Here is a 26,378-nt window from a genome sequence, read left to right as displayed (position 1 = left end):
AGTCCCGCGACGCGATAGCGCACGGGAACTGAAAGCGGCGTTAACCGCCGAATGCAGTTTTCTCGAACTGCATTCGGCTATGGGAAGGGATGCCTACCAGCCGCAGGAGCGGCCTTCGTTCTCGTCTTCGAGATGGCGCATCAGCGGCTCGAAATAGTCGAGAACGGCCGAAGCATCGAGCTCGCGGCTTCCGGTGAAGAGCTCCAGCGTGTCCGGCCAGGGCTGTGACTGCCCCGCCTCGAGCATGGCGTCGAGGCGCTCGCCGACCTCCTTCGAATTGTAGAAGGAGCAGCGATGCAGCGGGCCCTCCCAGCCGATCTGGTCGCAGGCGGCCTTGTAGAACTGGAACTGGAGGATGTGCGCGAGGAAGTAGCGCATATAGGGCGTATTGCCCGGCACGTGATATTTCGCGCCCGGATCGAAGGCGTCCGCCGGGCGCTCGGCCGGCGGGCGGATGCCCTGATATTCCTCGCGCAGGTCCCACCAGCCCGAATTGTACTCTTCGGGGCTCAGCTCGCCGGAAAAGACCTCCCAGCGCCATTTGTCGACCAGGAGGCCGAAGGGCAGGAAGGCGACCTTGGACAGGGCCTGCTGCATCAGGAGGTCGATATCGCCTTCTGCGGCGGGAACCTCGTCCTGTTCCAGAAGGCCGATCTGCACGAGGTATTCCGGCGTGATCGACAGCGCGATCATGTCGCCGATCGCCTCGTGGAAGCCGTCATTGGCGCCCGACTGGAACAGGGTTGGCTGAATGTTGTAGGCGCGCTGATAGAAATTGTGGCCGAGCTCGTGATGCACGGTGACGAAGTCGTCGGCATTCACCTCGGTGCACATCTTGATGCGCACATCGTCCTTGGAATCAAGGTTCCAGGCCGAGGCGTGGCAGACGACCTCGCGGCCTTCGGGCTTGGTGATCTGGCTGCGCTCGTAGAAGGTCTCGGGCAGGGGCTCGAAGCCGAGCGAGGTGAAGAAGCCCTCCGCCGTCCGCACCATGTCGAGCGGCGTTGCCTCCGCCCGCTCGAGCAGGGCCTGGATATCGACCGGCGCGGCGTCCGGATTGGCGGGCCGGACGATGTCGCCGTAAAGCGCCGCCCAGCTCTGCGCCCACATATTGCCGAGGATGTCGGCCCGGATCGGCTGGTCGAGCGGCGCGATCTCGTCGCCATAGGCCTCGTTCAGCGAAGAGCGGACCGTGCAGTGCAGCTGCTCGTAGAGCGGCTTGACCTGGCCCCAGAGGCGGTCGACCTCATCGGCGAACTCGTCGGGATCCATGTCGTAGCCCGAGCGCCACATCTGGCCGAGATCGTCATAGCCCAGCTCCTCCGCGCCGGCATTGGCGATCTCGACCATGCGGACGTAATCGTCCTTCATGGGCTTGGAGACCTTGCGCCACTCGGTCCAGACCGTCTCGAGCGCCGCGGGATCGCGCAGCTCGCGCATCAGCACCTCGGTCCGGTTCTGCGGAACGGTGTCGCCGCGGAAATCGATCGTGCCGGTCGAATAGGTGCTGTCGAGCCGCGTCGTGATCTGCGCCAGCTCCTCTGCGGCGCCCGCCGTCGTCGGCGCGGGCAGGGTGATGCCCTGCTTGAGGAGGGCGAGCTTGCGCTTCTGGTCCTCGGGCAGGTCGAGACCGTCGAAGCGGGCGGCCTCATTGGCGAACTCGACCGCCATCTCGGTCAGCTCGGCCGCCATGCGGGCTTCGAGCCAGTTCGTGTCATAGGTGATATTGGTCGCCTTGACCCAGGAAATCCGCGCCGCCTCTTCGCCGACCTCCGAATAGGTCGTCTCGACGCGGTCGAGGAAGGCGGCCGCGTCCGCAGCCGTGGGTTCGGCCTGCGCCGCCTCCTGCGCGGAGCGGGCGTCGACGCAGCCAGCAAGGGCGAGAGCCGAAGTGGAAAGCGCAAGGCCGGCGATCAAATGTCTCATGGATCCGGTTTTTCTCTGCTGCACGTGTGCAGGCTATACACGCTTTCGCATCCGGAGAACCGGCCTCTGCGGGGTTCAGCTTCCGGTCACCTCGTCGGTCACGGCGCTCAGCAGCCTCTCCATCCGGTCGAGAAGCGCGTCCTGGTCGTCCAAGGGATAGCTCCGCATGAGGTTGGCGACACCGCTCACGGCGAGATAGGTGTTCCCGCCCCGCTCGAAGACGAGGGCGCGGAGCGGCAGTTCGGCCCCCAGAAGCGGAACCTCGGCCATCAGCGCGCTGCCTGTTTCGGGATTGCCGAAGATCACGAGCGTCGAGCCGGGCAAGGCCGCGCCGGCCTGCTCGGCGGCAGCTGCATGGTCGATGACGGCGAACACGGTCAGCTCCCGCCGGTCGAGCGCCTCGAGCAGCCGCCGCAGGGTCGTCTCGAAGCCATAGGCGCTGCGGGTGACGAGAAAGCGGTCCTGAACGATGACCGGCTCTGCCTCCGCCGCGACGTCCTCCTCGTAGCCGTCCGCCGGAGCGGGGTCGCCGCAGGCGGAAAGGACGCCGAGCGGAAGCGCGGCGCAGGCCAGAGCGGTCGCAGCGGTCCTGATCGGGGATGCCGTCATCATACGCTATCCTTCCTCGGGCCTCCGCCCGTCCGTTCCCGGCCCGGATGCACCGGTTCGAGGTCCTCGGCCAGCGGGTGCGGCGAGGCCAGCGCCAGGATCTCTTCCTTCTTCGCCATCGCGACGTCGTAGCCGATCTGCCGATAGTCATCGAAGCGGTCGAAGGCGGTCGGCGAGGCGTCATGCATGTCGGGTGCCAGGCGCAGCTCCGCGAGGTCGACCTGCGCGCGCGCCTTGGAAAGCTGTGTCTGGACGATGTCGAGAGTCGCGATGACCGTTTCGAAGAAATGCGGCTTCGCATCCGATTTCGCCCGCGCCATCGCGATCTCCCGGTCGATGACGTCCCGGGTGTCGCGCAGGAAATTCGCGACGGCGCCGGGCATCATGCCTTCTCCGGGCACGCTTCGCCGCTCAACCGGGACGACGGCCCGCGTCTTGGGACGGTCGAACCGAGCGAGCGTGCGCGAGACCGAGTTGAGGTCCACCGCGATGACGCGGTCCGCGCCCAGCGCCCGGGCCAGGCTGACCGGGACCGGGTTCGACGCCGCCCCGTCGATCAGCCACCGCTCCTGATCGCCGACCTTGTGGCAGGCGGCATGAAGCAGCATCGGGATCGCCGAGGAGGCGCGGCAGGCGTCCAGCACCGAACCGCGCGTCAGCCACACTTCCTGGCCGGTGGCGAGATCGGTCGCGACGGCCCCGAAGGGCGCGGGCAGATCCTCGATATTGCGGTCGCTCCCGCGGAAGGCCTCGAAGGCCGCGTCTGGATTGACGAGGCCGCCCGAGCCGAGGCCGAGCGCGAAGCTGCTCAGCGAGTGGAAGCCGCCGATCGTCTTCGCCCAGGACAGGAACTCGTCCCAGATGCCGAGCGCGCGGGCCGCCGGGACCAGCGCCCCGACCGAGCAGCCCGCCTGCACATGCACCTCGACGCCGAGTTCGGCCAGGGCGTCCATCACCCCCACATGGGCCCAGCCGCGAGCCGCGCCCGAGCCGTAAGCGACCCCGATGACGGGCAGGCCGGCCTCCCGGCGCGCCGCGACGACGGGATGCACGGGCAGCGGGGAAGATGCAGGCTGGGTCGAGCGCATGTCGTGGCATTTAACCTTTGGGTAAGACTCGCTTGCGATCTGTTAACGGCAGGCCGGTGCCGTTAACACCGTTCTACAACAGACGGGCCAGGGGTACGGTTCAAGAGCCAGGCCGCCGCAGCCGCGCCGCCCGCAAGTCAGAGGGGATCCATGGCCGCGCAGCCCGAGACCGAACCCGCACTCGCCGCCGAACCGATCGCTCCGGCGAACGATACCGCGCCTGCATCCGCCGACGGCGACGAGGCCGAACAGGCCACCGCGCAGCCGGTCGCGCCCGCCGCGCCGCGCCGCCGCCGACGCAGGAGCAGCGCCGATCGCATCTTCGAGGCCATCACCCCGATCCTTCTTTGGACCTGCCTCGCGCTGATCGTGGCGAGCCTGATCTTCGCCGCCTGGACCGGCGGCGTCGACGTCCTGGTGGCCGCGACCTTCGGGGCGGGCCTCCTCCTGTTCGGAACGCTCCTGCTGGCCGCCTCGGCCACGCGCGCCTTCTCGCCGCTCCTCCTGACCGGCATCCTCTTCCGCCGTCCGGCCGGCGCGCAGCGGCCGGCGGTTCTTGCGGGAAGCGACATCCTCTCGGCCCTCGGGCTCGCCGAGGACATCCTGTCGGCCGATCCCGAAGCGCGGCTGGTCACGACGCGCGACGGCGTCGTGGTCTATGCCAACGAAGCCTATATGCGCATCGCCGAAGAGGCGGGCGTGATCGGGGCGACCGGCCTGCCGCCGCGGATCGACCGGCTCTTCGGCCAGGCCGGCAGCGAGAGCTCCAAGATGTTCCGGCTCGCCCGCGCGGCCCGCTCGGGCGCCGAGGGCGATGAGATCATCACCCAGGCCATGGGCGGCGTCAGCGCCGGCAGCGCCGCCGTTCCGCGCCGCCGCTTCGAGGTGGCCGTCCGCCCGATGCGCAGCCGCGCGGGGCTCGAGCACGTCGCATGGCGGCTGCGCGAAGTGCCGATCGAGAGCGCGAAGGACAGCCTGCGCGCCGCCTTCGTCACCTATCCGCGCGCCGTCTTCGCGCTGGAGCGGTCGGGCAATCTCGCCTGGATGAACGCCGCGGCGGCCGAGGCCATCGGGACGCGCCAGGGCGCCACCGTGGCGCTGTCCGATTTCGTCCTCGGCGAGACGAGCGATCTCGTCGGCGCCTTGTGGGAGGAAGACGAGGAGGTCGAGGCCCGCATCCGCGACCGCAGCGCCGCCAGCGGCTATCTCAGCGTCGTCCTGACCGGCTTCGCCCGCGGCGGTGTCGGTGAAGGCTTCGTCTGCGTCGAAATGGTGCCCAAGGGCGGCCTGACCCGCGAGGCGGGCACGCAGGACCTGTCCTCCGACGTCAGCGAGGCGCCTTTCGGGGTCGCCGTGCTCGAGGGCGATCCGGGCGCGGACGCGCAGGTGACCTATGCGAATGCCCTCATGGCGGACACGATCGGCGTCGAGCGGGGCGCGACCCTGTCGAGCGTGCTGCCGCAGGCGGCGCTCAAGGATCTCGTCGCCGCGCTCAGGGCCCGGCCGCAGAACGAGCCCCTGACCCGGCCCATCGACGTGACGCTCGGCGAGGGCGCGCAGGCGCGCATTATCCGCCTGTTCGCGCGGCCGATCCGCCGCCGCCGCGGCGCCTATGGCCCGCGCCAGATCGTCCTCTACGCGGTCGACATCACCTATCAGCGGCGCATGGAGGAGGACCATGCGCAGGACCAGAAGCTCAAGCAGGTCGGCCACTTGGCAGGCTCCATCGCGCATGACTTCAACAACCTGCTCCTGGTGGTGATGGGATCGACCGAGCTCCTCATGCGACGCCATCAGGCGGGCGATCCGAGCTATCCCGACCTCGTCCTCATCCGCGAGAACGCGCAGCGGGCGCGGAACCTGACGCAGAACCTGCTCGCCTTCTCGCGCAAGCAGACCCTTCAGCAGGAAGTTCTCTCGATCACCGAGATGCTGTCGGAATTCTCGCCCTTCCTCGACCGCTACGTCACCGAGCGCGTCAAGGTCGATGTCGAGCATGGCCGCGGCCTGCCGCCGGTCAAGGCGGACAAGGGGCAGCTCGAACTCGCGATCATGAACCTCGCGGTGAATGCCCGCGACGCCATGCCCAAGGGCGGGCGCCTGACCATCTCGACGCAGCTCGTGCCCGCCGACAGGGTCGAGAGCTATGGCTACGCGCTCCTGTCCCAGGTCGACCACGTGCTGATCGAGGTCGCCGACAATGGCGAAGGCGTGCCGCCGGATATCGCCGAAAAGATCTTCGAGCCCTTCTTCACCACCAAGGGCGAGGGCAAGGGAACGGGCCTCGGCCTGTCCACCGTCCACGGCATCATCGGCCAGATGGGCGGGCGCATCTTCTTGCATAACCGGCCGGGGGAGGGCGCGACCTTCCGCATCTTCCTGCCCGCGCTCACCGCCGAGGAGGCGCAGGAGCGCTCCTCCGAGAAGCCGCAAGGAGCGGTCGCGGAGAATGCCGACCTGACGGGCAAGGGCCGCATCCTTATCGTCGAGGACGAGGACGGCGTGCGGAACATCGTCGTGCGCGCGCTCGGCATGTGCGGCTACGAGATCGTCGAGGCCGAGGACGGCGACGAGGCGCTCGAGATGATCGAGGACGATCCCAAGCCCTTCGACCTCGTCCTGACCGACATCATGATGCCGGAAATGGACGGCCCGACGCTGATCACGCAGGCGGGCGACAAGCTCAAGGGCGCGAAGGTGATCTTCATGTCCGGCTATGCCGAGGCGGCGATGCGGGACAAGCTCAGCGAGATCGAAGGGGCGGGCTATCTGCAGAAGCCCTTCACGCTCAAGCGCGTCGCGGCGACGGTGAAGGAAGCGCTCGGCGGCTGATGCGCGAGCCGCTTGTCCCGAAGTGACACAGCGGTAAGGAAGAGTCAGCGGCGAAGCGAACTCGCTCGCGATCGGTGTGTTTCTTCATACACTGACGCGGCATTCCGCCGCGCGACTCTTGAGGAGGGAAATTATGCTCGGTGTGAACTGGCTCATCGCCATCATCGTCGGCGGCATTGCGGGGTGGATCGCGGAACAGATCATGAAGTCCGACATGGGCATCCTGATGAACATCATTCTCGGGATCGTCGGGGCCCTGATCGCCAGCGCCATTCTGACCGCCGTGGGTATCGGCGGCAGCGGCTGGCTCTATTTCCTGATCGTCGGCGTGATCGGCGCCTGCCTGCTGATCTGGATCGTCAGGATGATCCGCGGACGCGGCCGCACCTGAACGATGAAGGGAGAGGGCGCCTCAGGCGTCCTCTTCGTCTTCGAAGGGCACGTCCTTCGCCTTGCGGGCGAAGAGATACATGACGATCGCGCCGATCAGGAGCGCGAGGCCGGGACCCGCCCATAGCGGCAGATTCCGCGCATTCGCCCTTGGGCGCAGCAGGACATATTCCCCGTAGCGCTGGACGATATAGGCTCTGACCTCCTCGTCGCTGTCGCCGGCGGCGACGCGCTGGCGGACCAGCTCCCTCATGTCATCGGCGAGCGCCGCATCGGAATCGGCGATCGACTGGTTCTGGCAGACGACGCAGCGCAGGCTGTCCGACAGCGCATCCGCCCGTGCGGCTTCGACCGGCGTCAGCGTCACCGCGGCCGCCAGGAGGAGTGCTGACAAGGTCATGCCGGCGCTGTCGCGGCATGCGCCATCCGGCGCTTCGTCACCCGCTGCGCGCGGTAGCGGGGGTCGGACAGGGACAGGATCCCGCCAAAGGTCATCAGGATCGCGCCGCCCCACAGATAATAGACAAGCGGGTGGTGATAGGCCCTGACGACCCGCGCCTCGCGCTGTTCGCCGCGTCCTTCCCCGACCGCGACATAGATGTCCGAGGCCCAGCGCGGCAGCACGTCGACCTCCGTCGTGAGCTGCTCGGCGGCGAGATACCAGCGGCGCTCAGGATAAAGCTCGGCCAGCTCCTTTCCGTCGCGCGACAGGGTGAAGGCGCTGACTTCGGACAGATAGTTGGGGCCGCGAGCCTCGTAGATCCTCTCAAGGGTCAGCGTGTAGCCCGCCACTTCGAGGCTTTCGCCCGGGGCGAGCACGGCCTGTTCCTCGGAGACCCAGAGCGAGGTGCCGACCATGCCGAGCACGGCGATGCCGAGGCCGAGATGCGCCAGCGTGCCGCCCCAATAGCCGCGCGGCAGGCCGCCAAGGCGCCGCCATGACTGCGCCAGCGGCACTTCGCGCAGCCGCACGCGGCGCGCGATGTCGAAGAGCGAGAAGCTGATCACCCAAAGCCCGATGAGAAGGCCTGCGAGCGCGATGGGGCTGCCCCCCTGAAGCATGAACCAGATCGCGGCGGCGAGCACTGTCGCGAGCGCCGGCAGGCGCAGGCGGCGCAACAGGTCGCCGCCGCGGCCCCGCTTCCACGGCAGGAAGGTCCCGGCCGCCATTGCGAGGACCAGGAGGGCGAGGAGGGGCAGCGAAACAGCGTTGAAATAGGGCGGCCCGACCGAGATCCGCTCGCCGGTCGCAACCTCTACGACCGTTGGCCAGAACGTGCCGAGGAGAACCGTGAAGAGGAGAACGGAAAGCAGAACGTTGTTGAGGACGAGGGCGCCCTCCCGGCTCAACGGCGCGAAAACGCCCGTCGGACGCAACCGGTCGCCCCTGAGCGCGAAGAGGAGGAAAGCGCCGCCGGTATAAAGGCCGCACAGGACGAGGAGAACCGCGCCGCGATCCGGGTCGTTCGCGAAGGCATGGACGGAGGTGACGATCCCGGACCGCACGAGAAAGGTTCCGAGAAGCGATGTCGCGAAGGCAAGGATCGCCATGAAGACGGTCCAGGATTTGAGCGCGTCGCGCTTCTCGACCACCAGGGCGCAGTGCAGGAGAGCGGTGCCCGCAAGCCACGGCATGAGCGAGGCGTTCTCGACCGGATCCCAGAACCAGTATCCGCCCCAGCCGAGCTCGTAATACGCCCACCAGGCGCCCATCGCGATGCCGATTGTCAGGGCCGACCAGGCGAGAAGCGTCCAGGGGCGCACCCAGCGGGCCCAGGCCGCATCGACACGCCCCTCGATGAGGGCTGCCACGGCGAAGCTGAACGCCACGGACATGCCGACATAGCCGAGATAGAGAAAGGGCGGATGGAAGGCGAGGCCGGGATCCTGAAGGAGCGGATTGAGATCCTGTCCCTGCGGCGGAACGAGGCCGCCCGGGATCGGCGTGAACGGGTTCGATGTGAACAGCGTGAAGGCGAGGAAGCCGACGCCGATCAGCCCCTGCACGCCGACCACGCGGGCCCGCAGCGGCGCGGGCAGGCTGCCCCCTGATCCTGCGACCGCCGCGCCGAGGCCCGACAGCATCAGGAGCCAGAGGAGGAGCGAGCCTTCATGGCTGCCCCATGCGCCCGCCACCTTGTAGAGGAGCGGCTTGTCGGTGTGGCTGTTCTGCCAGACATTCAGGAGAGAGAAGTCCGAGGTCACGAAGGCCTGGACCAGAAGGCCGAAGGCGAGCGCCACCGCGAAGGCCTGGAACAGCGCCGCCGTGCCCGCGACGCCCATCATCCGGCCATTGCCGCGTGCGGCGCCGGCAAGCCCGGCCCCGACCTGAAGACAGGCTAGAAGCAGCGCCAGCGTGAGCGCGAACGTACCGATAGCGGAAATCACAAGAGCGGGCCCGGCGGCGATCTGCGGATGTCCGGCAGATGTGAAGTGCGCGACCGGCAATCGCAAGAGGCAGGGCGCCGCACGAAGCGCCGGACGAAAAAAGCCCGGCGCAAGGCCGGGCTTCTCTCGCAGATGGCCAAAGACCTCAGTCTTCGTAGGAGTCCATCGGCTCGTCTTCCATCATGGGCTCTTCTTCCATGATCGGCTCTTCAACCATCGGATCTTCCATCATGGGGTCATCCATCATGGGCTCGTCCATCATCGGCTCCGACATCATGGCGTCGCGGCCTTCATAGCGCTCGAGGGTGCTGATCTCGGTCGGCTCCAGGTCGAGATAGAAGCCGCCATCGCCTTCGGCGACGCCGAGATCGGCGAAGGGCGCCACATAGTCGGTGCCGTCATAGGCCACGACCAGCGCTTCGATGCTGCCATCCTTCGCCATCGCGATGTCTTCGACGCTGGCGCTCTCGTCGCTCTGGCCGATCACGAGGTCCGAGCCGCGAAGGTCGGAGGCGAGGGTCACCGAGCCCATTTCCTGCTGGGCGGTCTGGAGGTCGAAGGGCTCCATCGCTTCGAGTTCATCGGTGGTGAGGTCCGAGCCCAGCGTCAGCTCTTCGCCTTCCCAGGATGCCTCGACCCGATCATAGTCGACGGCATACTGATCCGCGCCGACACCGAAGAGGCCGCCGGATGCGACGATGACCGACTTGGCCTTGCCGTCGGCATCGACGAGCACATCCTCGATGCGCGCGACCTGCTCACCATCCGCCCCGTTCAGGCCGGCATTGAGGAAGTCGGTCGCAAGAAGCCAGTCGGAGGCCGTCGACGCGGTCTCCATCGACATGTCGTCTTCGGCCATGGCGTAGGAGTCGTCCTCCATCATGCTGTCCGACGCGTATTCGTCGTCCTGCATCGGCGCTGCCATGTCCTCGTCCTGGGCCATGCGCTCCTCGGACATGACGGCACGGTCCTGCATTTCCTCCTCGGCCTGCGCGAGCTCCTGCTCGTTCAGGTCCTCGGCCGACATGTCTTCCTCTGAGCCTTCCGCCAGAACGGCTTCTTCGCTCTCCATCGGCTCCTGCGCGACCTGCATGTCCTCGTCTTCGAGAGGCTCCTGGGCGAGTTCCGTGTCGCCTTCGAGGGCGAGGGGATCGGTATCCTCTTCCTCGGCATAGAGCGGGTCGTCGGTTTCCGTCAGCACCTCGTCCTCCTGCACGACCGCGGCGGTGTCGGCAGGCATGGTGGTCATGTCATCCTGGGTGCGGATGTCGGTTTCCGTTTCACGGTCCAGATCCAGGATGTCGTCGGTCGCCTGGTCCTGCGTCGTGGCTTCGGAGGGTATGGTGCGCGGTGTCTCGTCGACGGATTGCGCGGCGGCGGGCACGAGCGCGAATGCAGTCGCGGCGACGCCCGAGAGCAGAAGACTTTTCATGACGGTGTTCCCTTCCTTAACAGGACTAGGGGAACGCTTCTTGGGCACCATTAGGTTCCGCGTTACTGCAATTTTATCAATCGGTCAGAGGAAACTGTCCTGCACTGGCCGGCCGCTCTGCGGAGGCGGTGCGTCCATTTGCCGTCGGCGCTGCTCGTTTCGCGCCGAATGACGGATATCCTCGTCGCGATCCTTCGCATAGGCGGCGAGCGCTTCCTCGTTGAGCTCATGCCAATAGGTGCCCTTGTCGCTGCCGCGGGGCACGCGGGGCAGCAGGCCCGGCTCCTGTTCCCAGGCGATCAGCGAACCGGCATCGGCCATGTTCAGCATGTCGCGCAGGTGGTGGGCGGTCACATAGGCATCAGGAAAGGCGCGGTGGACCGGCAGGCCCAGCTCCCGGTCGAGCCCTTCGGGCTTGCGCCAGTAGCGCAGCACCTGATTCGAAAAGGACGGGCTGTCCGGGAACAGGCGGAGCGCCCCCTTCCACGTGCAGATCCAGTCCGCGCCGCGCGTCAGCTCGGCGGTGCAGAACCGCTTCTCGAAGGCGGCCCTGTGCGCGGCGAGCGCGATGCAGTGCCCGCCGGGGCGCAGGATGCCCGGGGCGACGTCCTCAAAGACCGGCGCGTCCTTCACGTCCTCGTCGATGATGTGATGCACGGCCTGCGTCACCGCGGGAATCGACCGGCACGGGTTCACGAGGCTCGATCCCCGGCTTTCGGTGACGTGCCAGCGTCCGTCCGCGCCGCGGGCCACGTCCTGCCAGCCGATCTCGCAGACGCCGTGGGCAGGCGGGCGGGAGCCGGTGGTTTCGAGGTCGATCACGCGGATGAAGCAGTCGGTCATCCGCCCCATGTGGCGCGTTTGCGTCAGGCTGCCATCTCGGCGGCTTCGCGCAGATCGACGCTGACGAGCTGGCTGACGCCGCGCTCGATCATCGTCACGCCATAGAGGCGGTCGACACGCGACATGGTCAGGGCATGGTGCGTGATGATGAGGAAGCGCGTCTGCGTCTCCTCGGTCATCTGCGAGAGCATGCGGCAGAAACGCTCGACATTGGCATCGTCGAGCGGCGCGTCGACCTCGTCGAGGACGCAGACCGGCGCGGGGTTCGCGCGGAACACGGCGAAGATCAGCGCCGTCGCCGTCAGCGCCTGCTCGCCGCCGGACATGAGTGACATGGATGCGAGCTTCTTGCCCGGCGGACTGGCCAGGATCTCGAGCCCCGCTTCCAGCGGGTCGTCGGAGTCGACCAGCGCCAGCTGCGCTTCGCCGCCGCCGAACAGCTCCTTGAAGAGCGACTGGAAGTGCCCGTTCACCACCTCGAAGGCGGCGAGGAGCTTCTGTCGGCCATCCCGGTTCAGGGCGCCGATCGCGCCGCGCAGCTTGGCGATGGCGGCTTCGCAATCGGCCCGCTCGGAGGTGATCTCCTCGAGCCGCTCATCAACCTCCGCCATCTCCCGGTCCGCGACGAGGTTCACCGCGCCGAGCGCCGAGCGTTCCCGCCGCAGCTTCTCGATCCGCGCCTCGACCGCATCCGCATCGGGCAGGGGCGCGTCCTCGCCGTGCTCGGCCAGGGAGAGCAGCGCCTCGAGGTCGCCCTCCTGGACCTCCTGGGCGCGCGCCTCAGCCTCGCCCAGCCGCTCGCGGGCGGCTTCGAGCTGGGCGATCGCCCGGGCCCGGGCTTCCCGAGCGCCGATCGCCTCTTCCTGCGCAGCGCTGTGCGCCGCCTCGGCCTCGGCCAGCGCCGACCCCGCTTCTTCGACGGCCCGTCTCGCAGCGTCGCGGCGGCTCTCGGCGATGGTCAGGCGCTCGAACAGGTTCTCCCGCTTTTCCTCGAGCTGCGGCGGCACGCGCTCGGCCTGAGCGAGCTGCGCGGAGACGTCTTCGGCGACGGCGCGGACCGAAAGGATCCGCTCGCTGGCGGCGTCCTTGCGGCCGCGCCAGCCCTCGGCCTGCTGTTTCGCCGCTATCAGGCGCTGGACGCGCGCCTCCTCGTCGCGGCGCAGCTCCGCGCGTCGGCCGCGGGCTTCGCTCGCCGCGCTCTGCGCCTCGCTGCGCGCCAGCCGCGCCGCTTCGAGGCGCTTGCGCAGGCCATCCTGCGCGGGCAGCGCAAGAAGGCGTTCCTCGGCGGCGGCAAGCTCCGCCCGGGCGGCGCGCAACTGGTCTTCGGCCGCGGCGAGGCGTTCGCCGAGCGCTTCGAGGCGGAGCGTGCGCTTCTGCCGCTCCGCCTGCGCGTCCGACAGGGCCTTGTCGGCGCGGCGGGCCGCGTCCTGCCGGTCCCTGATGGCGCGGCGCGCATCCTTCTCGGTCTGCGCCGCCTGCTCGGCCAGGGCCTTCGCCTCGGCCAGGCTGTCGGCCTCTTCCTTCCGGCGGCGTTCGGCCCCCGCGAGCTCCGTCTCGGTCTCCTCGAGGCGCCGCCTCTGTTCGAGGCGCAGCGCGGCCTGGGTGCGGGCGCCGGCGCGGGAGGTGAAGCCGTCCCAGCGCCAGAGGTCGCCTTCGCGCGAGACGAGCCGCTGGCCGGGAGCAAGAGCCGCAGCGCGCTCCTCGCCATCGGCCGCCGCGACGACGCCGGTCGCCGCGATCCGCCTGCGCAGGGCAGGCGGCGCGCTTCGCACGAGGGCCGAAAGCGGCTCAACGCCGTCCGGCAGCTCGGCGCTCCGTAGCGCTTCCTCGCCGAGCGGAGACCAGCGCCGCTGAGCGTCCTTCGCAAGCGAGGCGGAGAGGCCGTCGCCGAGCGCGGCCGCAAGAGCGGCCTCCGCGCCCGCCTCGACCTCGATGGAATCGAGAACGGCACCCTCTTCGGGCGCCGAAGCGGCGAGGAGGCCCCGCAGCGCCTTCGCCTCGGCCTGAAGGGTCGTCAGCGCCTGCACCGCTTCGTCATGCGGCCCCCGGGCGCTTTCGAAGGCGGCGCCCGCCCGGGCGCGGGCGTCTTCGGCCTCCGCCACATGCCGCTCGGCCTCGGCCAGCGCAGCCGCCGCATCGTCCCGCAGCCGGGTCAGGCGCTCGACCTCGTCGCTCGCGCCCGCTTCGGCCTCGTCGCGGCTGCGCTGCAGCTGGTCGCGCTCCTGCGCGGCGCGCTGGGCGCTGCGGCTCTGGCTGTCGCGGGCGGCGGCGGCGGCGCGGCGCTCCGCCTCGGCTTCGGACAGCGCCGATTGCGCCGCATCGTGCTCGTTCTGTGCGGCGGCGAGCGCCTCGTCGAGGCGGGCGGCCTCGGCTTCGGTCTCTTCGAGCGCCGAGCGCAGAGGCGCTTCCTGCTCCTCGAGCCGTTGCTGCTCTTCGGCGAGATTGGCGAGGGCGGCCTCGGCATCGCGCGACAGCGTCTCTTCGCGCGACAGGTCGTCCTCCAGCCTCGCCTTCGTCCTGGTCAGCCGGGCGATCACCGCCTGCGCCCGCTCGACTTCGGCCTCGAAGCCGTCCCGTTCCGCTTCGAGCCTGTGGAGGGCAGCGGCAGCCTCAGCCTCCTTGCGGCGAAGCGGCTCGATCGCCGCATGCTGACGCTCCCGCTCGCCTTGGGCGGAGGCCGCGGCGCCGGCGGTCTCCTGGGTTCGCTTCTCCGCTTCATCGAGCGTCGTCCGCGCGGCGGTCTCCGCTTCGGCGGCGCTTCGCCACCGCAGATAGGCGAGCATTGCCTCGGCGCGCCTGAGATGGCCGGCGATGTTGCGGTAGCGTGTCGCCTGGCGGGCCTGGCGGGCGAGCGTCGCGCGCTGGCTTTCGAGGCCGCCGGTGACATCGTCGAGGCGTTCGAGATTGGCGGAGGTCGCCTTGAGGCGCAGCTCGGCCTCGTGGCGCCGCGCATGGAGGCCGGTCACCCCGGCTGCCTCTTCGAGGAGGCGCCGCCGGTTCTGGGGCTTGGCGGCGATCAGCTCAGACACTTGGCCCTGGCGGACGAGGGCAGGCGAGCTGGCGCCGGTCGCCGCATCGGCGAAGAGGAGCTGCACGTCGCGCGCGCGCACTTCCTTTCCGTTGATGCGGAAGGTCGAGCTCGCCCCGTCGCCGCGCTTGGTGATGCGCCGGGTGACCTCGAGGCGGGCATGCTCGTTCCATTCGGACGGAGCGGTGCGGTCCTCGTTGTCGAGGCTGAGCGTCACTTCGGCCCATTGCCGGGCGGGACGGCCGGGGCGGCCCGCCGCGCCGGTGCCCGCGAAGATGACGTCCTCCATGCCGCCCGCGCGCAGGGCCTTGGCCGAGCTTGCGCCCATCACCCAGCGCAGGGCTTCGAGAAGGTTCGACTTGCCGCAGCCATTGGGGCCGACGACGCCTGTGAGGCCCGGCAGGATGTCGAGCTCGGCCGGTTCCACGAAGGACTTGAAACCGGTCAGGCGCAGCTTGTCGAAACGCATGGGCGCGTCAGCCTCTGAGGATCAGCGGGTCAGCTTCTCGCGTCGACTTCGGCCTGGATCCGCTCCAGCGCCTCGTCGAGCGAACGGCCGTAATCGAAGGGCTCGCCGTCGATCAGCAGCGTCGGCGTGCGGTTGACCCCGGCCTCGACGCCCGACTGCACGTTCTCGTTGATCGCGTCGATGATGTCCTGGCGGCGCAGGCACTGCTCGATCCGGGCCCGGTCGAAACCGACTTCGCTGAAGATGTTCTCGAGCGATGCCGCCGGGCTCGGCCCGCTCACCCATTCCTGCTGACGTTCGTAGAGCGCCTCGATCATGGAGAAATAGGTCGGCGCGCCGGTCTGCGTCGCCGCGCAGCGCGACAGGATGAAGCCGATATAGGAGAGCTGCTGGGGCGGGGTCGGGAATTCGCGATAGACGAAGCGGACCTCGCCGCTGTCGATGAACCGCTCCTTGATCTGCGGGAACAGCGTGCGGTGGAACGCGGCGCAGCCAGGGCAGGTGACGGAGGCGTATTCGACGATGGTCAGCGGCGCGTCCTCCGCGCCGAGCGCCATCTCGTTCGCGGCCATGCTGCCTTCGGGGGCGGCCACGGGTTCGAGAGCCGGAGCCTCCTCCTGCTCGGGCGCAGCCACGAGAACCGCCTCGTCCTCTCCGGCCACGGCGATGGCCTCGGCCTCGGTTTCGGCATCCTCGGCGCCGCAGGCCGTGATAAGGGCGAAGGCGGCGAGGGAGGCCGCGAGAGTCGTGCGCTTCATGAAGAACCCTTCGAGTCGGTCGAGCTTTGCGCACAAGCAAGCCGAAGCCGCCAGAGCATGCAAGTGACGCGGCGGAAGGCTCAGCCCTTGCGCGCCTGAATGGCGGCGCGCAGGCGCTCGAGCGCCTCCTGAGCGGTCCTCGCGGGCCGCGGCGCGGGCGCTGGCTGGCCGTCGTCGCGCGTGACCCTCTTGCTCGCCCAGCTCCGCCCCTCGCTCGCCTTGGCGCCGGCCTGGAGGATGGCGAGGCGGGACAGCTTGGGCTGGCGCAGCTGGGTGCGCGCGCGCGAAAGGATCTGGTTCTGCGCGTATTGCACGCGCATGGCGGCCGCGCCGTTGGGCACGGCGACCTCCAGCGTGATCGCGTTCTTCTGGCGGCGCAGGCGCAGGGGGCGGCAGAGCTTGGCGAGTTCCGGCCCCACGACCTCCGGCCAGCTCCTGGCGAGGGCGGGGTCCATCGCGCCCGATTTCGCCGCGAGCTGGGCGACCTGCGGGGCGAGCTTGGCCGAGAGCGGCGGCGGCCCTCTGCGGGCGGGCTTGGTCGGGAAGGGCGCTTGGGTCATGAGGGCTCCATGAACGCTTCGAGTGTGACCGTGAAGGAGAGGCCGGGCAAGGACGGCTTCTCCGGGAAACTCTTGTCCTGGTACGACGAGCATGCGCGCGCGCTGCCCTGGCGCCTGCCGCCGGGGTCGGATGCCGTGCCCGACCCTTACCGCATCTGGTTGTCGGAGGTCATGCTGCAACAGACGACGGTCGCCGCCGTCGTCCCGCGTTACGAGCGGTTCCTGTCCTTGTGGCCGGATGTCGAGGCGCTGGCCGCAGCGCCGCTCGAGGACGTGCTCGGGGAGTGGGCGGGCCTCGGCTATTACGCCAGGGCGCGGAACCTCCACGCTTGCGCGCGGGCGGTGGCTGAGCGCGGCGGCTGGCCGGAGACGGAGGAGGGCCTGCGCGATCTTCCGGGCCTCGGCGCTTATACGGCCGCGGCGGTCGCGGCCATCGCCTTCGGAAAGCGGGCCGTGGTGGTCGACGGCAATGTCGAGCGCGTGGTGGCGCGCGTGTTCTGCGTCGAGGAGCCGCTCAAGGCGGTCCGGCCCGGGATCAGGACCCTCGCCGACGCGCTGACGCCGAAGGAGCGGCCGGGCGATTACGCGCAGGCGATGATGGATCTCGGCGCGACCGTCTGCCGGCCGAAATCGCCGCAATGCCTGCTCTGTCCCGTCAGCGCTGACTGCGACGCCCGCCGGGCGGGGCTGCAGGACGAGCTGCCGGTCAGGCCCGCCAAGAAGGCGCGGCCGGTGCGATACGGGACGGTCTATGTCGGGCAGCGCCGCGACGGCGCGGTGCTGACGGCGAGGCGGCCGGAGCGCGGGCTTTACGGCGGGATGGCGGGGTTGCCGGGCACGCCTTGGGCCGAGGCGCCGGAGGTGGCCGTGCCGCCCGCCCCGGCCGGGTGGAAGGAGGTGGGCCGCGTCTCCCACGGCCTCACCCATTTCCAGCTCGAGCTGACGGTCATGGCCGCGGCGGTGGAGGCGGCGCCCGAGGGGCTCGCGTTCACGCCGCCGGATGCGCTGGAGACGCTTCCGACGGTGTTCCGCAAATGCGTGGGCCTAGTTCATTCCCTTACGGATGACTGAGCGCAGGCTGTCGATGGGGGCCAGCTTGCCCGCGTCCTCATAGTGCCAGAAGGTCCAGCCATTGCAGCTTTGCGCGTTCTGGACGCCTGCGCCCACCTTGTGGATCGAGCCCTGATGGGCGGTTGCCGACAGCGTGCCATCCGCCTTGACCCGCGCGACATGCTTGCGCTTGGGGCAGTAGAGCTTGGCGCCGGGCGCGAGGAGGCCGCTTTCGATCACCTGGCCGAAGCCGACGCGCGGCTGGCGGCGGGGCGACGGCAGAGGCGCGGCGTCGGTCGCGGCGGCGGGGACGATGGCGTCGATGCGTTTTTGCGCCTCCACCACATAGGTCTCGTCGCGCTCGATGCCGATGAAATGGCGGCCGAGCCGCTTGGCGACCGCGCCGGTCGTGCCGGTGCCGAAGAAGGGGTCGAGGACGATGTCGCCCGGATTGGTGGTCGCCGTCAGCACACGGTGCAAAAGGGCCTCGGGCTTCTGCGTCGGGTGGGTCTTGCGCCCGTCGGTCTTGAGGCGCTCGGCCCCGGTGCAGAGCGGCAGCGTCCAGTCCGAGCGCATCTGCACGTCCTCGTTGGCGGCCTTGAGCGAATGATAGTTGAAGGTCAGCCGGCTCTTCTTGTCGCGCCCGGCCCAGATCAGGGTTTCATGGGCGTTGGCGAAGCGCGTGCCGCGGAAGTTCGGCATGGGGTTGGTCTTTACCCAGACGACATCGTTCTGGATCCAGTAGCCCATGTCCTGGATCGCCGCCCCCAGGCGGAAGATGTTGTGGTAACTGCCGATGACCCAGAGCGCGCCGTTCGGCTTGAGGACGCGCCGCGCCTCGGCGAGCCATTCCTTACAGAAGGCGTCATAGGCCTGGAAGCTCTCGAACTGGTCCCACTCATCCGTGACGCCGTCGACATCCGACTGGTCGGGGCGGGTCAGGCCGCCGCCCAGCTGGAGGTTGTAGGGCGGGTCGGCGAAGACGAGGTCGACGCAGGCATCGGGCAGCGCCTTGAGCCTCTCGATGCAGTCGCCGCGCAGGATGGTGTCTTTATACGGAAGAGCCACATTCGCCTCGGGGTCTTAAGATTCCCCGGCAATAGACTCCGGCATGGCTAACGCAGCGTAAATGCTCCGTTAACGGCTTATTCAGGCAGGTTAAGAAGTCGTTGCGAGAAGGCGCTTTATGGGGGCGAAGCTGCGGCGGTGATGGGGCGTCACGCCGTGCCGGGCCAGGGCTTCGGCGTGGTCCTTCGTGCCGTAGCCCTTGTTGCGCTCCCAGCCGTAAGGCGGGAAGTCCTCCGCCAGCTCGCGCAGATGTGCGTCGCGCCGGACCTTGGCGACGATGCTGGCCGCGGCGACCGAGGCGGAGAGGGCATCTGCGCGCGGGACGGCGCGCGCAGGGATGCCACCGGTATCGGGCAGCTGCGTGCCGTCGACCAGCACCGCGTCGGGGCGGCGGGGCAGGGCGGCGACGGCGCGGCTCATCGCGAGCAAGGTCGCCTTGCCGATGCCGAGCTCGTCGAGGAGCGGCACCTCGACCACGCCGAGCGCGTAGCAGGCTGTTTCCTCGACCGCCGCGCAGGCGGCTTCGCGCCGCTTCTGCGTCAGCTTTTTCGAGTCGCCGAGCCCCTGCGGGCAGCGTTCGCGGTCGAGGATGACGGCGCAGGCGACGACCGGCCCGGCCCAGGGGCCGCGGCCCACCTCGTCGATCCCGGCGACCACGCCGCCGAATTCGTCTTCCAGCGCGAAGGAGGGAGGCGTTCTCATCCGCCCGGTCTGCCCCGGCCCGCCTCGATTCTGCAAGCGCTCAGGCGAAGAGGGAGAGCTGCGGGCGCTCCTCCGGCGGCACGGCGAAGAGGTCGGTCCGCAGAGACGGCATCTCCTCGAAGCGGAGGCGGCGATAGGCGGCGGCGAAACGCTCGCGGATCAGGCGGGCATAGACGCTGCGCGGCTCCTCGGCGCGGGACCACTGGGCGTCGTAGATCCGCCCGCCATTCATGTCGCGCAGATGGCGGAGCACGCGGTCCTTGCGGTTCGGCGCGAAGGTCTCCAGCCACTCCTCGAAGAGATCCGCCACCTCGAGCGGCAGGCGCAGCACGGTATAGGCGGCATAGGTCGCGCCGCGCTCGGCGGAGGCCTCCATGAGGGATTCGAGCTCGGAATCGGACAGGCCGGGGATCATCGGGCCGTGGACGGTTCCCGTCGGCACGCCCGCCTTGGCGAGGACCCGCACCGCTTCGAGCCGCTTGTCGGGCCGCGGGGCGCGCGGCTCCATCGCGCGGGCGAGGCGGCCATCGAGCGTGGTGATCGACAGCATGACCCGGGCGAGCCCCTGCGCCGCCATCGGCGCGAGGAGGTCGAGATCGCGCAGGACGAGGTCCGACTTGGTCAGGATGCTGACAGGGTGGCGGAACTCGGCCAGGACCTCCAGCACCTCCCGCATGACGCGGTGGCGCCGCTCGATCGGCTGATAGGGGTCGGTATTGGTGCCGATGGCGATGGGCCTGACCTCGTAGCGCCTGTTCGACAGCTCCTTGCGCAGGAGCGTCGCGGCGTTCGGCTTGGCGAAGAGCCGCGTCTCGAAGTCGAGCCCGGCGGACAGCCCCAGATAGGCGTGGGTCGGGCGGGCGAAGCAATAGACGCAGCCATGCTCGCAGCCGCGATAGGGATTGATGGAGCGGTCGAAGCCGACATAGGGGCTGTCGTTGAAGGTCACGATCTTCCGCGCGGGCTCCTGCGTGACCTCCGTGCGGTGCTCTTCGGGCGCATCGTCGGTCCAGCCATCGTCGAAGGCTTCCCGCTGCAACCGCTCGAAGCGGCCGGTGGCGTTGGACCGCGCGCCGCGCCCTCTGCCCGTGGACGATCTGGACGAAACGAAAGGGGAGGACGCGACGCGGGCCATGACCGGATCATGCCGCCCGAGGCTGGAACAAAGCAAGAACGACTTTCCCACATTGGCGCGCGCGGCTGCGAAGGCTAGGCAGGCGGTGAAACGAGGGCAGGCCGAGCGTTGATCTCCGTTATCATTCCTACACTGAATGCCGGGCAGGGGCTGCCCCGCACGCTTTCGAGCCTGTGGGATGCGAATTGCGGCGGGCTGCTGCGCGAGGTCGTCGTCTCGGATGGCGGCTCGGCGGACGGGACGGGCGAGATCGCCGAGGCGGCGGGCTGCACGCTCGTCACCGGCGCGCCCGGACGGGGTGCCCAGCTCGCCCGCGGCGCAAACGCCGCCCGGGGCGAATGGCTTCTCTTCCTGCATGCCGACACGGCGCTGGGGCCGGGCTGGGAGCGGGCGGCGGAGGCGTTCACGCGGCGCGACGAGGCTGCGGGCGTCTTCCGCCTCGCCTTCGCCTCGGACAGGCTGGCGGCGCGCGCGGTGGCGGCGGGCGCGAACCTCCGCACGCGCTTTTTCTCGTTGCCCTATGGGGATCAGGGCCTCCTGATCTCTCGCGCGCGCCATGACCGGATCGGCGGCTACGCGCCGCTGCCTCTTTTCGAGGATGTGGATCTCGTCCGCCGCATCGTCGCAGAGAGCGGCCGCGGCGCGCTGCGCCTTCTGCCGGCGGAGGCGGTCACCTCGCCGGAGCGCTATGAGCGCGACGGCTATGTCCGAAGGGCGCTGCGCAACCAGTCCTGCCTCCTCGCCTATGTCCGTGGCGTGCCGCCCGAGAGGATCGCGGAGCGCTACGCGTGAGGCCCGGATGGGGCCGCCGCCTGGTCGTCTTCGCCAAGCCTCCGCTGGCGGGGCGGGCCAAGACGCGGCTGGCGCGGGATGTCGGCTCCGCGCAGGCGGCGAGCTTCTACAGGCTGGCGACCGGGCGGCTGCTGCACCGCCTCGGGCGCGATCCGCGCTGGGAGACGGCGCTCGCCGTCAACGCTCTGCCCGCCGAACGCTTCGCCTGCTGGCCGGCGGCGATCCCGCGCCTCTCTCAGGGCGGGGGCAGCCTCGGGGATCGGATGGGGCGGGTGATGGCTGCGTTGCCGCCGGGGCCGGTCGTCGTCATCGGAACGGACAGCCCGCAGATCGAGCCCTCGGACATCGCCTCGGCATTCGGCGCCCTAGGCAGCCGCGACGCCGTCTTCGGTCCAGCTCTCGACGGCGGCTACTGGCTGATCGGCCTTGCGCGCAGGCGGCCTGCGCCGGGGCTGTTCGAGAGCGTGCGCTGGTCGACCGACCATGCCCTCGCCGATACCGAAGCGAGCCTGCCGGAAGCCTTCACGACGGCTCGTCTTCGAAGGCTGAGGGATGTCGATTCGGGCGAAGATCGTCGTGCCCTACGATCGGCCTTGGGCCCTCTGCGGGCGGGACCATGGCCCGCTTGGGCCGCTCGATCAGCAGGTGAACGAGCGTGAAGGCGGTCAGCCCCGCGAGGACATAGGAAACCGGCGCGGCGAGAAAGATGCCCGTCACCTCCGAGAAGAAGGGGAAGGCGCCGGCATGGGCGAGGGCGGCGAGCCCTGCGTAGAGCACGAGATAGCGCAGCACGGACAGGACCATTGCGAGGTTCGGATAGCCGAGCGGGTTGAAGACGCCGGTGCTGACGATGACGAGCCCTGCGCCGAACAGGCCGAAGCCGACCAGGCCTAGATAGCGGTCGGTCAGCGCGGCGATGGCGGGGTCGGCGGTGAAGAGGCCTCCGAGGCTGCCGCCGAAGCCGAACAGGATCAGCCCTGCCAGAAGGCCCCATCCGAGCGCGAAGACGATCGCCGTCATCTCGGCGCGGCGCAGGCGCGGCGTTCGGGCGGCGCCGACGTTCTGGCCTATGAAGGGCGCGATCCCCGATTGCAGCGCGAAGAAGGGAATGAGCGCGAGCGATTCGATCCGGGCGCCCACGGCATAGGCGGCCACCGTCTCCGCGCCCTGCTCGGAGAGGATACGCGTGATGATCGCGCCCGAGACCGGCGAGACGAGCTGGGCCAGGAAGGCGGGCGCGCCGAAGCGCGCGACATCGGCGACGCAGCCGAAAAAGCCCGCGAAGGTCTCGCGGCTGATCTCCATCAGGTCCTCTCGCAGGAGGTAGACGACGCAGAGCGCCGCGATCAGGCCCCGCGCCCCGACCGTCGCCCATGCCGCCCCCGCCATGCCCAGGGCGGGAAGGCCGAGAAGCCCGAAGATGAGAAGCGGTGAGACGATGGCATTGATCGCCGCGGCAAGCACCATCAGGACGCTCGGCACGATGGCCTCGCCCGATGCGCGGATCAGCCCGTTCAGCACGATCGGGACGATCAGGAAGGGCAGGCCGGCATACCAGACGTCCATGTACTCATCGACATGGGGCTGGAGGCGCGCTGGAAGAGCCAGGAGGGAGAAGACCTCCTCGGACAGGGCATACATCGCTCCGGCGAGGACGAGCGACCAGATCAGCACGAACAGGAGGGTGTTGGTGGTCAGCATGCGCGCGCGCTTTTCCTGCCCCGCGCCGAGCGCCCGCGAGACGACCGATGTCGCGCCATTGCCGACCCCGATGGCGATGGCCGACATCCCGAAGATGACGGGGAAGCAGTAGCCGATCGCCGCCAGCTCCTCGGTGCCGAGGCGTCCGATATAGAAGGTGTCGGTGACGTTGATCGCGATCACCGCGAACAGCCCGACCGTCATCGGCCAGGACAGGGAGAAGAGGACGGGCGCGACCGGGCCGTCGAGGAGGCGGGCGCGTCGGCTTGCGACCAGCGTCGAGGAGGCCATGAATGCCTTTCGCCTGCGAGGGCTTCTGCTGCGGCGTCCGTTGCGCCGGGAGGTCGAAGCGAAACACGTCCGGGGCGCGGCCGTTGTCAGGTGCAATCGAGTCTGGACGGTCCGGACAGATCGCAACACTCTATGCCGCGCTGCCGTTGCGGCGATGCAGCGCACCTTCAACGATCAGAGATGTTTGCCTTGCCTATTGATATTCTGAACCCGCTTCTCGCCAAGGTCGTCGACAAGGGACGGCTGACCATCCTCACCCCGGACGGAAAATCCCATGTCCACGGCCACGGGGACGGCCCCGTGGCGACGATCCGGCTGTCCGACCCCAAGCTTCTGACGGCGTTGGCGCTGTCGCCCGAGCTCAAGGCCGGGGAAGCCTATATGAACGGCACGCTGACGGTGGAGGAGGGAACGCTCCGCGACTTCATCACTGTCTTCTCCATCAACCGGAACGCGATCCGCTCCGCGCCGGTCCAGAAAATGGTGCGGGAGGCGGCGAAGCGGGCGAAACGCTTCCAGCAGAACAACGGCCTCACCCGGTCGCGCCAGAACGTGGCGCATCACTACGACCTGTCCAACGACCTCTACAGGCTCTTCCTCGACAGCGGCATGAACTATTCCTGCGCCTACTGGCCGGAAGAGGGCATGTCGCTCGAGGCGGCCCAGCAGGCCAAGCTCCGGCACATCGCTTCGAAGCTGCGGATCGAGAAGGGAAGCCGCGTTCTCGATATCGGCTGCGGCTGGGGCTCGATGGCGATCTACATGGCCGAGAATTTCGACTGCGACGTCGTCGGGGTCACTTTGTCCAAGGAGCAGAAGGCGCTGGCCGAGCAGCGGATCGAGAAGAAGGGGCTCTCGAAGAAGGTGCGGATCGAGCTGCGCGACTATCGCGAGGTCGAGGAGCGCTTCGACCGCATCGTCAGCATCGGCATGTTCGAACATGTCGGCGCGCCCCAGCACGATGCGTTCTTCCGCAAGGTCATGGCGCTCCTGCCCGAGGACGGCCTCGCGCTCGTTCACTCGATCGGGCGCAGGGGCACGCCGGGCGTCACCGATGCCTGGACCCGCAAATACATCTTCCCCGGCGGCTATTCGCCGGCCCTGTCCGAGACGCTGGCCTCGGTCGAGCGGTCAGGCCTCTGGGTCACCGATGTGGAGGTCTGGCGGCTCCACTACGCCAAGACGCTAGAGGTCTGGAGCGAGCGCTTCGCGGCGAACCGGGACAAGGCGAGAGAGATGTTCGACGAGCGCTTCTGCCGAATGTGGGAGTTCTACCTCCTCGGGGCGGAGCTCGCCTTCCGCCACGGCACGCATATGAACTTCCAGCTGCAGCTTTCGCCCAGCGTCGACGCCGTGCCGCTCACCCGCGACTACATGCTGAAGGCCGAACGGACGCTGGAGCCGGCCTGAGGGCGGCGGGGAGCGGAAGAGGCCTCCGCTCCCCCCTGATCCCTTATTCGGTCTTGCCGAAATTTGCGAAGACCTTGTCGAGGTCGGGCGCGCTGCTCTCCTCTTCGTCCTGCGCCGTCTCCGTCTCGGCCGCGGGCGCGAGCGTCGCGCCTTCGGGCAGCTGCCCGGAGGCTTCGAGCGCGGCGCGGCGCTCGGCCGCCTTGCGCACGGCGGCGTCGAGATCGATCTGGCTGCAGAAGCCGAGCGTCACGGGATCCATCGGCTCGAGATTGGACGAGTTCCAGTGCGTCTTGTTCCGGATCGATTCGATCGTCGGCTTGGTCGTGCCGAGCAGCTTCGAGATCACCGCGTCGGGAACTTCCGGGTGGTTGCGCACGATCCAGGCGATGGCGTTCGGGCGCTCCTGGCGGCGCGAGGTCGGTACGTAGCGGGCCTGCTTCTTGGCCTTGGGAACCACCGTCTTCGCGCGGGACAGCTTCATCCGGTAATCCGAGTCGCCTTCGGCCTTCTTGATCTCCTCGCGCGTCAGCTGCTGCTGGACGACAGGGTCGATGCCGCGCACGCCGGGCGCCACGTCGCCGTCGGCGATGCCCTTCACCTCGAGGGGGTGAAGGCCGCAAAAGGCCGCGATCTGGTCGAAGGTGAGGGCGGTGTTGTCGATCAGCCAGACGGCCGTCGCCTTCGGCATGAGGGGCTTATCGGACATGTTCTCGTTCCTTTCGTCGCCTGCGGCGGTCTGATGCGCTGGAAGGGAACGCGCGGCGTCCCCCGCCCCGGGGGCCTCCCCGGGGCTGCCGCTTCTCTGGAGTGTCAGGGAGACGGCGTAAGCCTGCGGTCGAAATAATCCGATCCGCCGCCTCTTACAAGGTCAGGACGATCTTCCCGACATGCTCGCTGCTCTCCATCAGGCGGTGGGCCCGGGCGGCATCGGCCAGCGGGAAGGTCTCGTGGATGACGGGGGTGACGAGGCCCTCGGAGAGCTTCGGCAGGAGCTGCCGCCGGATCTCCCCTGTCAGGCGCGCCTTCTCTTCGGCCGGGCGCGCGCGGAGGGTCGAGCCGGTGAGGACGAGCCGCTTGCGCATCACCTCGATCACGTTGAACTGCGCATCGGCGCCGCGCAGGAAGGCGATCGAGACATGACGGCCGCCTTCGCGGAGAAGGCTTACATTCTTCGCCACATAGTCGCCGCCGACCATGTCGAGCACGACGTCCACGCCGCCGGCCTCGCCGAGCAGCTTCGCCCAGTCCTCTTCGCGATAGTTGAGGCAGCGCGCATAGCCCAGCGCTTCGGCGGCCCGGCACTTCGCGTCGCTGCCGGCCGTCCCATAGGGCTCCGCTCCGAAAGCGCGGGCCATTCTGCCGGCCATCGTTCCGATGCCGGACGTCGCGCCGTGCACGAGGAGGCGCTCGCCGGCCCGCAGGCCGCCCGCCTCGAAGGCATTGGCGAAGACCGTATAGGCGGTCTCGGGAAAGGCGGCCGCTTCGACGAAGGACACGGTCTCCGGCTTGGGCAGGACATGCCGTGCGTGGCAGACGGCGAAGCCCGCATAGCCGCCGCCCGGCAGGAGCGCCATGACGGCATCGCCTTCGCGGAACCCTTCGGCGCCCGGTCCCAGCGCCGCGACCGTGCCGGCCACCTCGAGCCCGGGAAGGTCCGATGCCCCGTCCGGCGGCGGGTAGAGGCCCTTGCGCTGAAGCACGTCGGGCCGGTTCACGCCGGCCGCGCGCACTTCGATCAGGAGTTCTCCCTCTCCGGGCTGCGGCCTGTCGCGCCGGGCCGGCTTCAGAACGTCCGGCGCGCCGGACTGGGTGATCTCGATTGCGTCCATCTTTGTCATGCCGCGCAATGTGGGGGAGGCGGCATGGTCACGGAAGCGTCGTCTTCACTTAACGGATTTCTGACTGT

The 26,378-nt window shown here is 69.0% G+C and carries 21 protein-coding genes and 1 pseudogene; 6 read left to right on the top strand and 16 right to left on the bottom strand.

Features of this window, described 5'->3' with window-relative positions; translation table 11 throughout:
- Window positions 1–93: 93 nt before the first annotated feature.
- The 3 genes from IE88_RS0106250 to IE88_RS18680 form a co-directional block, all read right to left on the bottom strand.
- Entirely contained in the window at window positions 94–1,926 is a 1,833-nt protein-coding gene (locus tag IE88_RS0106250) for a M2 family metallopeptidase (protein ID WP_031551736.1), read from the bottom strand.
- A gap of 75 nt (window positions 1,927–2,001) precedes the next feature.
- A complete protein-coding gene (locus IE88_RS16385) occupies window positions 2,002–2,538 on the bottom strand; it encodes a DUF302 domain-containing protein (RefSeq protein ID WP_051881590.1) in 537 nt (178 codons plus the stop codon).
- Window positions 2,535–3,623 carry a patatin-like phospholipase family protein gene (locus tag IE88_RS18680; protein WP_051881589.1) on the bottom strand — a complete coding sequence of 363 codons (1,089 nt, stop codon included), beginning with the start codon at window positions 3,621–3,623 and terminating at the stop codon, window positions 2,535–2,537. The genes IE88_RS16385 and IE88_RS18680 overlap by 4 nt, the downstream gene beginning before the upstream one ends.
- Window positions 3,624–3,773: 150 nt before the next feature.
- Between IE88_RS18680 and IE88_RS0106235 the strand changes: the two genes are divergently transcribed.
- Together IE88_RS0106235 and IE88_RS0106230 are read left to right on the top strand one after the other, a co-directional pair.
- Complete coding sequence (locus IE88_RS0106235; RefSeq protein ID WP_031551726.1) at window positions 3,774–6,455, top strand: hybrid sensor histidine kinase/response regulator; 2,682 nt, start codon at window positions 3,774–3,776, stop codon at window positions 6,453–6,455.
- Window positions 6,456–6,588: 133 nt separating this feature from the next.
- Window positions 6,589–6,846: a GlsB/YeaQ/YmgE family stress response membrane protein gene (locus IE88_RS0106230; RefSeq protein WP_031551723.1), complete on the top strand. Its 258-nt coding sequence runs from the start codon at window positions 6,589–6,591 to the stop codon at window positions 6,844–6,846.
- 21 nt (window positions 6,847–6,867) lie between these two features.
- Here IE88_RS0106230 and IE88_RS0106225 read toward each other — a convergent pair whose 3' ends face one another.
- The 7 genes from IE88_RS0106225 to IE88_RS17190 form a co-directional block, all read right to left on the bottom strand.
- Window positions 6,868–7,245 (bottom strand): cytochrome c-type biogenesis protein, encoded by a 378-nt coding sequence (locus IE88_RS0106225; RefSeq protein ID WP_051881588.1) that lies wholly within the window; start codon window positions 7,243–7,245, stop codon window positions 6,868–6,870.
- Window positions 7,242–9,233 (bottom strand): heme lyase CcmF/NrfE family subunit, encoded by a 1,992-nt coding sequence (locus tag IE88_RS0106220; protein ID WP_031551718.1) that lies wholly within the window; start codon window positions 9,231–9,233, stop codon window positions 7,242–7,244. Before IE88_RS0106220 ends, IE88_RS0106225 begins: the two co-directional genes overlap by 4 nt.
- Before the next feature lie 145 nt (window positions 9,234–9,378).
- Window positions 9,379–10,665 carry a PRC-barrel domain-containing protein gene (locus IE88_RS0106215; RefSeq protein WP_031551716.1) on the bottom strand — a complete coding sequence of 429 codons (1,287 nt, stop codon included), beginning with the start codon at window positions 10,663–10,665 and terminating at the stop codon, window positions 9,379–9,381.
- An 84-nt stretch (window positions 10,666–10,749) separates the two neighbouring features.
- Window positions 10,750–11,517 carry a 3'-5' exonuclease gene (locus IE88_RS0106210; protein ID WP_036766709.1) on the bottom strand — a complete coding sequence of 256 codons (768 nt, stop codon included), beginning with the start codon at window positions 11,515–11,517 and terminating at the stop codon, window positions 10,750–10,752.
- 14 nt (window positions 11,518–11,531) lie between these two features.
- Window positions 11,532–15,005, bottom strand: coding sequence for a chromosome segregation protein SMC (gene smc / locus IE88_RS0106205; RefSeq protein WP_031551711.1), 3,474 nt, complete (start codon window positions 15,003–15,005; stop codon window positions 11,532–11,534).
- 29 nt (window positions 15,006–15,034) lie between these two features.
- Window positions 15,035–15,763, bottom strand: coding sequence for a DsbA family protein (locus IE88_RS0106200; protein WP_051881587.1), 729 nt, complete (start codon window positions 15,761–15,763; stop codon window positions 15,035–15,037).
- A gap of 80 nt (window positions 15,764–15,843) precedes the next feature.
- Complete coding sequence (locus tag IE88_RS17190; protein WP_051881586.1) at window positions 15,844–16,323, bottom strand: DciA family protein; 480 nt, start codon at window positions 16,321–16,323, stop codon at window positions 15,844–15,846.
- 9 nt (window positions 16,324–16,332) lie between these two features.
- On the opposite strand from IE88_RS17190, the gene mutY reads away from it, so the two are divergent.
- Window positions 16,333–17,394 carry an A/G-specific adenine glycosylase gene (gene mutY / locus IE88_RS0106190; RefSeq protein WP_051881585.1) on the top strand — a complete coding sequence of 354 codons (1,062 nt, stop codon included), beginning with the start codon at window positions 16,333–16,335 and terminating at the stop codon, window positions 17,392–17,394.
- Here the strand turns inward: mutY and IE88_RS0106185 are convergent.
- The 3 genes from IE88_RS0106185 to IE88_RS0106175 all read right to left on the bottom strand — a co-directional run bounded on the left by IE88_RS0106185 (window position 17,368) and on the right by IE88_RS0106175 (window position 20,278).
- Complete coding sequence (locus IE88_RS0106185) at window positions 17,368–18,441, bottom strand: site-specific DNA-methyltransferase (protein WP_031551702.1); 1,074 nt, start codon at window positions 18,439–18,441, stop codon at window positions 17,368–17,370. The genes mutY and IE88_RS0106185 overlap by 27 nt on opposite strands.
- 90 nt (window positions 18,442–18,531) lie before the next feature.
- Complete coding sequence (locus tag IE88_RS0106180; RefSeq protein ID WP_051881584.1) at window positions 18,532–19,143, bottom strand: ribonuclease HII; 612 nt, start codon at window positions 19,141–19,143, stop codon at window positions 18,532–18,534.
- A 40-nt stretch (window positions 19,144–19,183) separates the two neighbouring features.
- The gene (locus tag IE88_RS0106175) at window positions 19,184–20,278 is read right to left on the bottom strand and encodes a PA0069 family radical SAM protein (protein WP_036766708.1); all 1,095 of its coding nucleotides are present in this window, start codon (window positions 20,276–20,278) and stop codon (window positions 19,184–19,186) included.
- 108 nt (window positions 20,279–20,386) lie between these two features.
- Between IE88_RS0106175 and IE88_RS0106170 the strand changes: the two genes are divergently transcribed.
- On the top strand, window positions 20,387–21,070 hold the full coding sequence (locus tag IE88_RS0106170) for a TIGR04283 family arsenosugar biosynthesis glycosyltransferase (protein ID WP_031551696.1): 684 nt from the start codon (window positions 20,387–20,389) through the stop codon (window positions 21,068–21,070).
- Window positions 21,067–21,729: a TIGR04282 family arsenosugar biosynthesis glycosyltransferase gene (locus IE88_RS18675; RefSeq protein WP_081871475.1), complete on the top strand. Its 663-nt coding sequence runs from the start codon at window positions 21,067–21,069 to the stop codon at window positions 21,727–21,729. The genes IE88_RS0106170 and IE88_RS18675 overlap by 4 nt, the downstream gene beginning before the upstream one ends.
- A gap of 103 nt (window positions 21,730–21,832) precedes the next feature.
- On the opposite strand, the pseudogene IE88_RS0106160 reads toward IE88_RS18675, so the two are convergent.
- Window positions 21,833–22,975, bottom strand: a pseudogene (locus IE88_RS0106160) (MATE family efflux transporter); the annotation flags it as partial.
- Window positions 22,976–23,242: 267 nt separating this feature from the next.
- Between IE88_RS0106160 and IE88_RS0106155 the strand changes: the two are divergent.
- Window positions 23,243–24,472, top strand: coding sequence for a class I SAM-dependent methyltransferase (locus tag IE88_RS0106155; protein WP_031551690.1), 1,230 nt, complete (start codon window positions 23,243–23,245; stop codon window positions 24,470–24,472).
- A 43-nt stretch (window positions 24,473–24,515) separates the two neighbouring features.
- Here the strand turns inward: IE88_RS0106155 and IE88_RS0106150 are convergent, their stop codons facing one another.
- Window positions 24,516–25,178: a DUF1013 domain-containing protein gene (locus IE88_RS0106150; protein ID WP_031551688.1), complete on the bottom strand. Its 663-nt coding sequence runs from the start codon at window positions 25,176–25,178 to the stop codon at window positions 24,516–24,518.
- A 154-nt stretch (window positions 25,179–25,332) separates the two neighbouring features.
- Entirely contained in the window at window positions 25,333–26,301 is a 969-nt protein-coding gene (locus IE88_RS0106145; RefSeq protein ID WP_051881582.1) for an NAD(P)H-quinone oxidoreductase, read from the bottom strand.
- Window positions 26,302–26,378 lie beyond the last annotated feature (77 nt).

Origin of the sequence: Parvularcula oceani, from assembly GCF_000733125.1 — a bacterium.
Classification (GTDB): Bacteria; Pseudomonadota; Alphaproteobacteria; order Caulobacterales; family Parvularculaceae; genus Parvularcula; species Parvularcula oceani.
The sequence above is the reverse complement of the archived record's forward strand: the minus strand, read 5'-3'. Positions and strand labels throughout refer to the sequence as shown.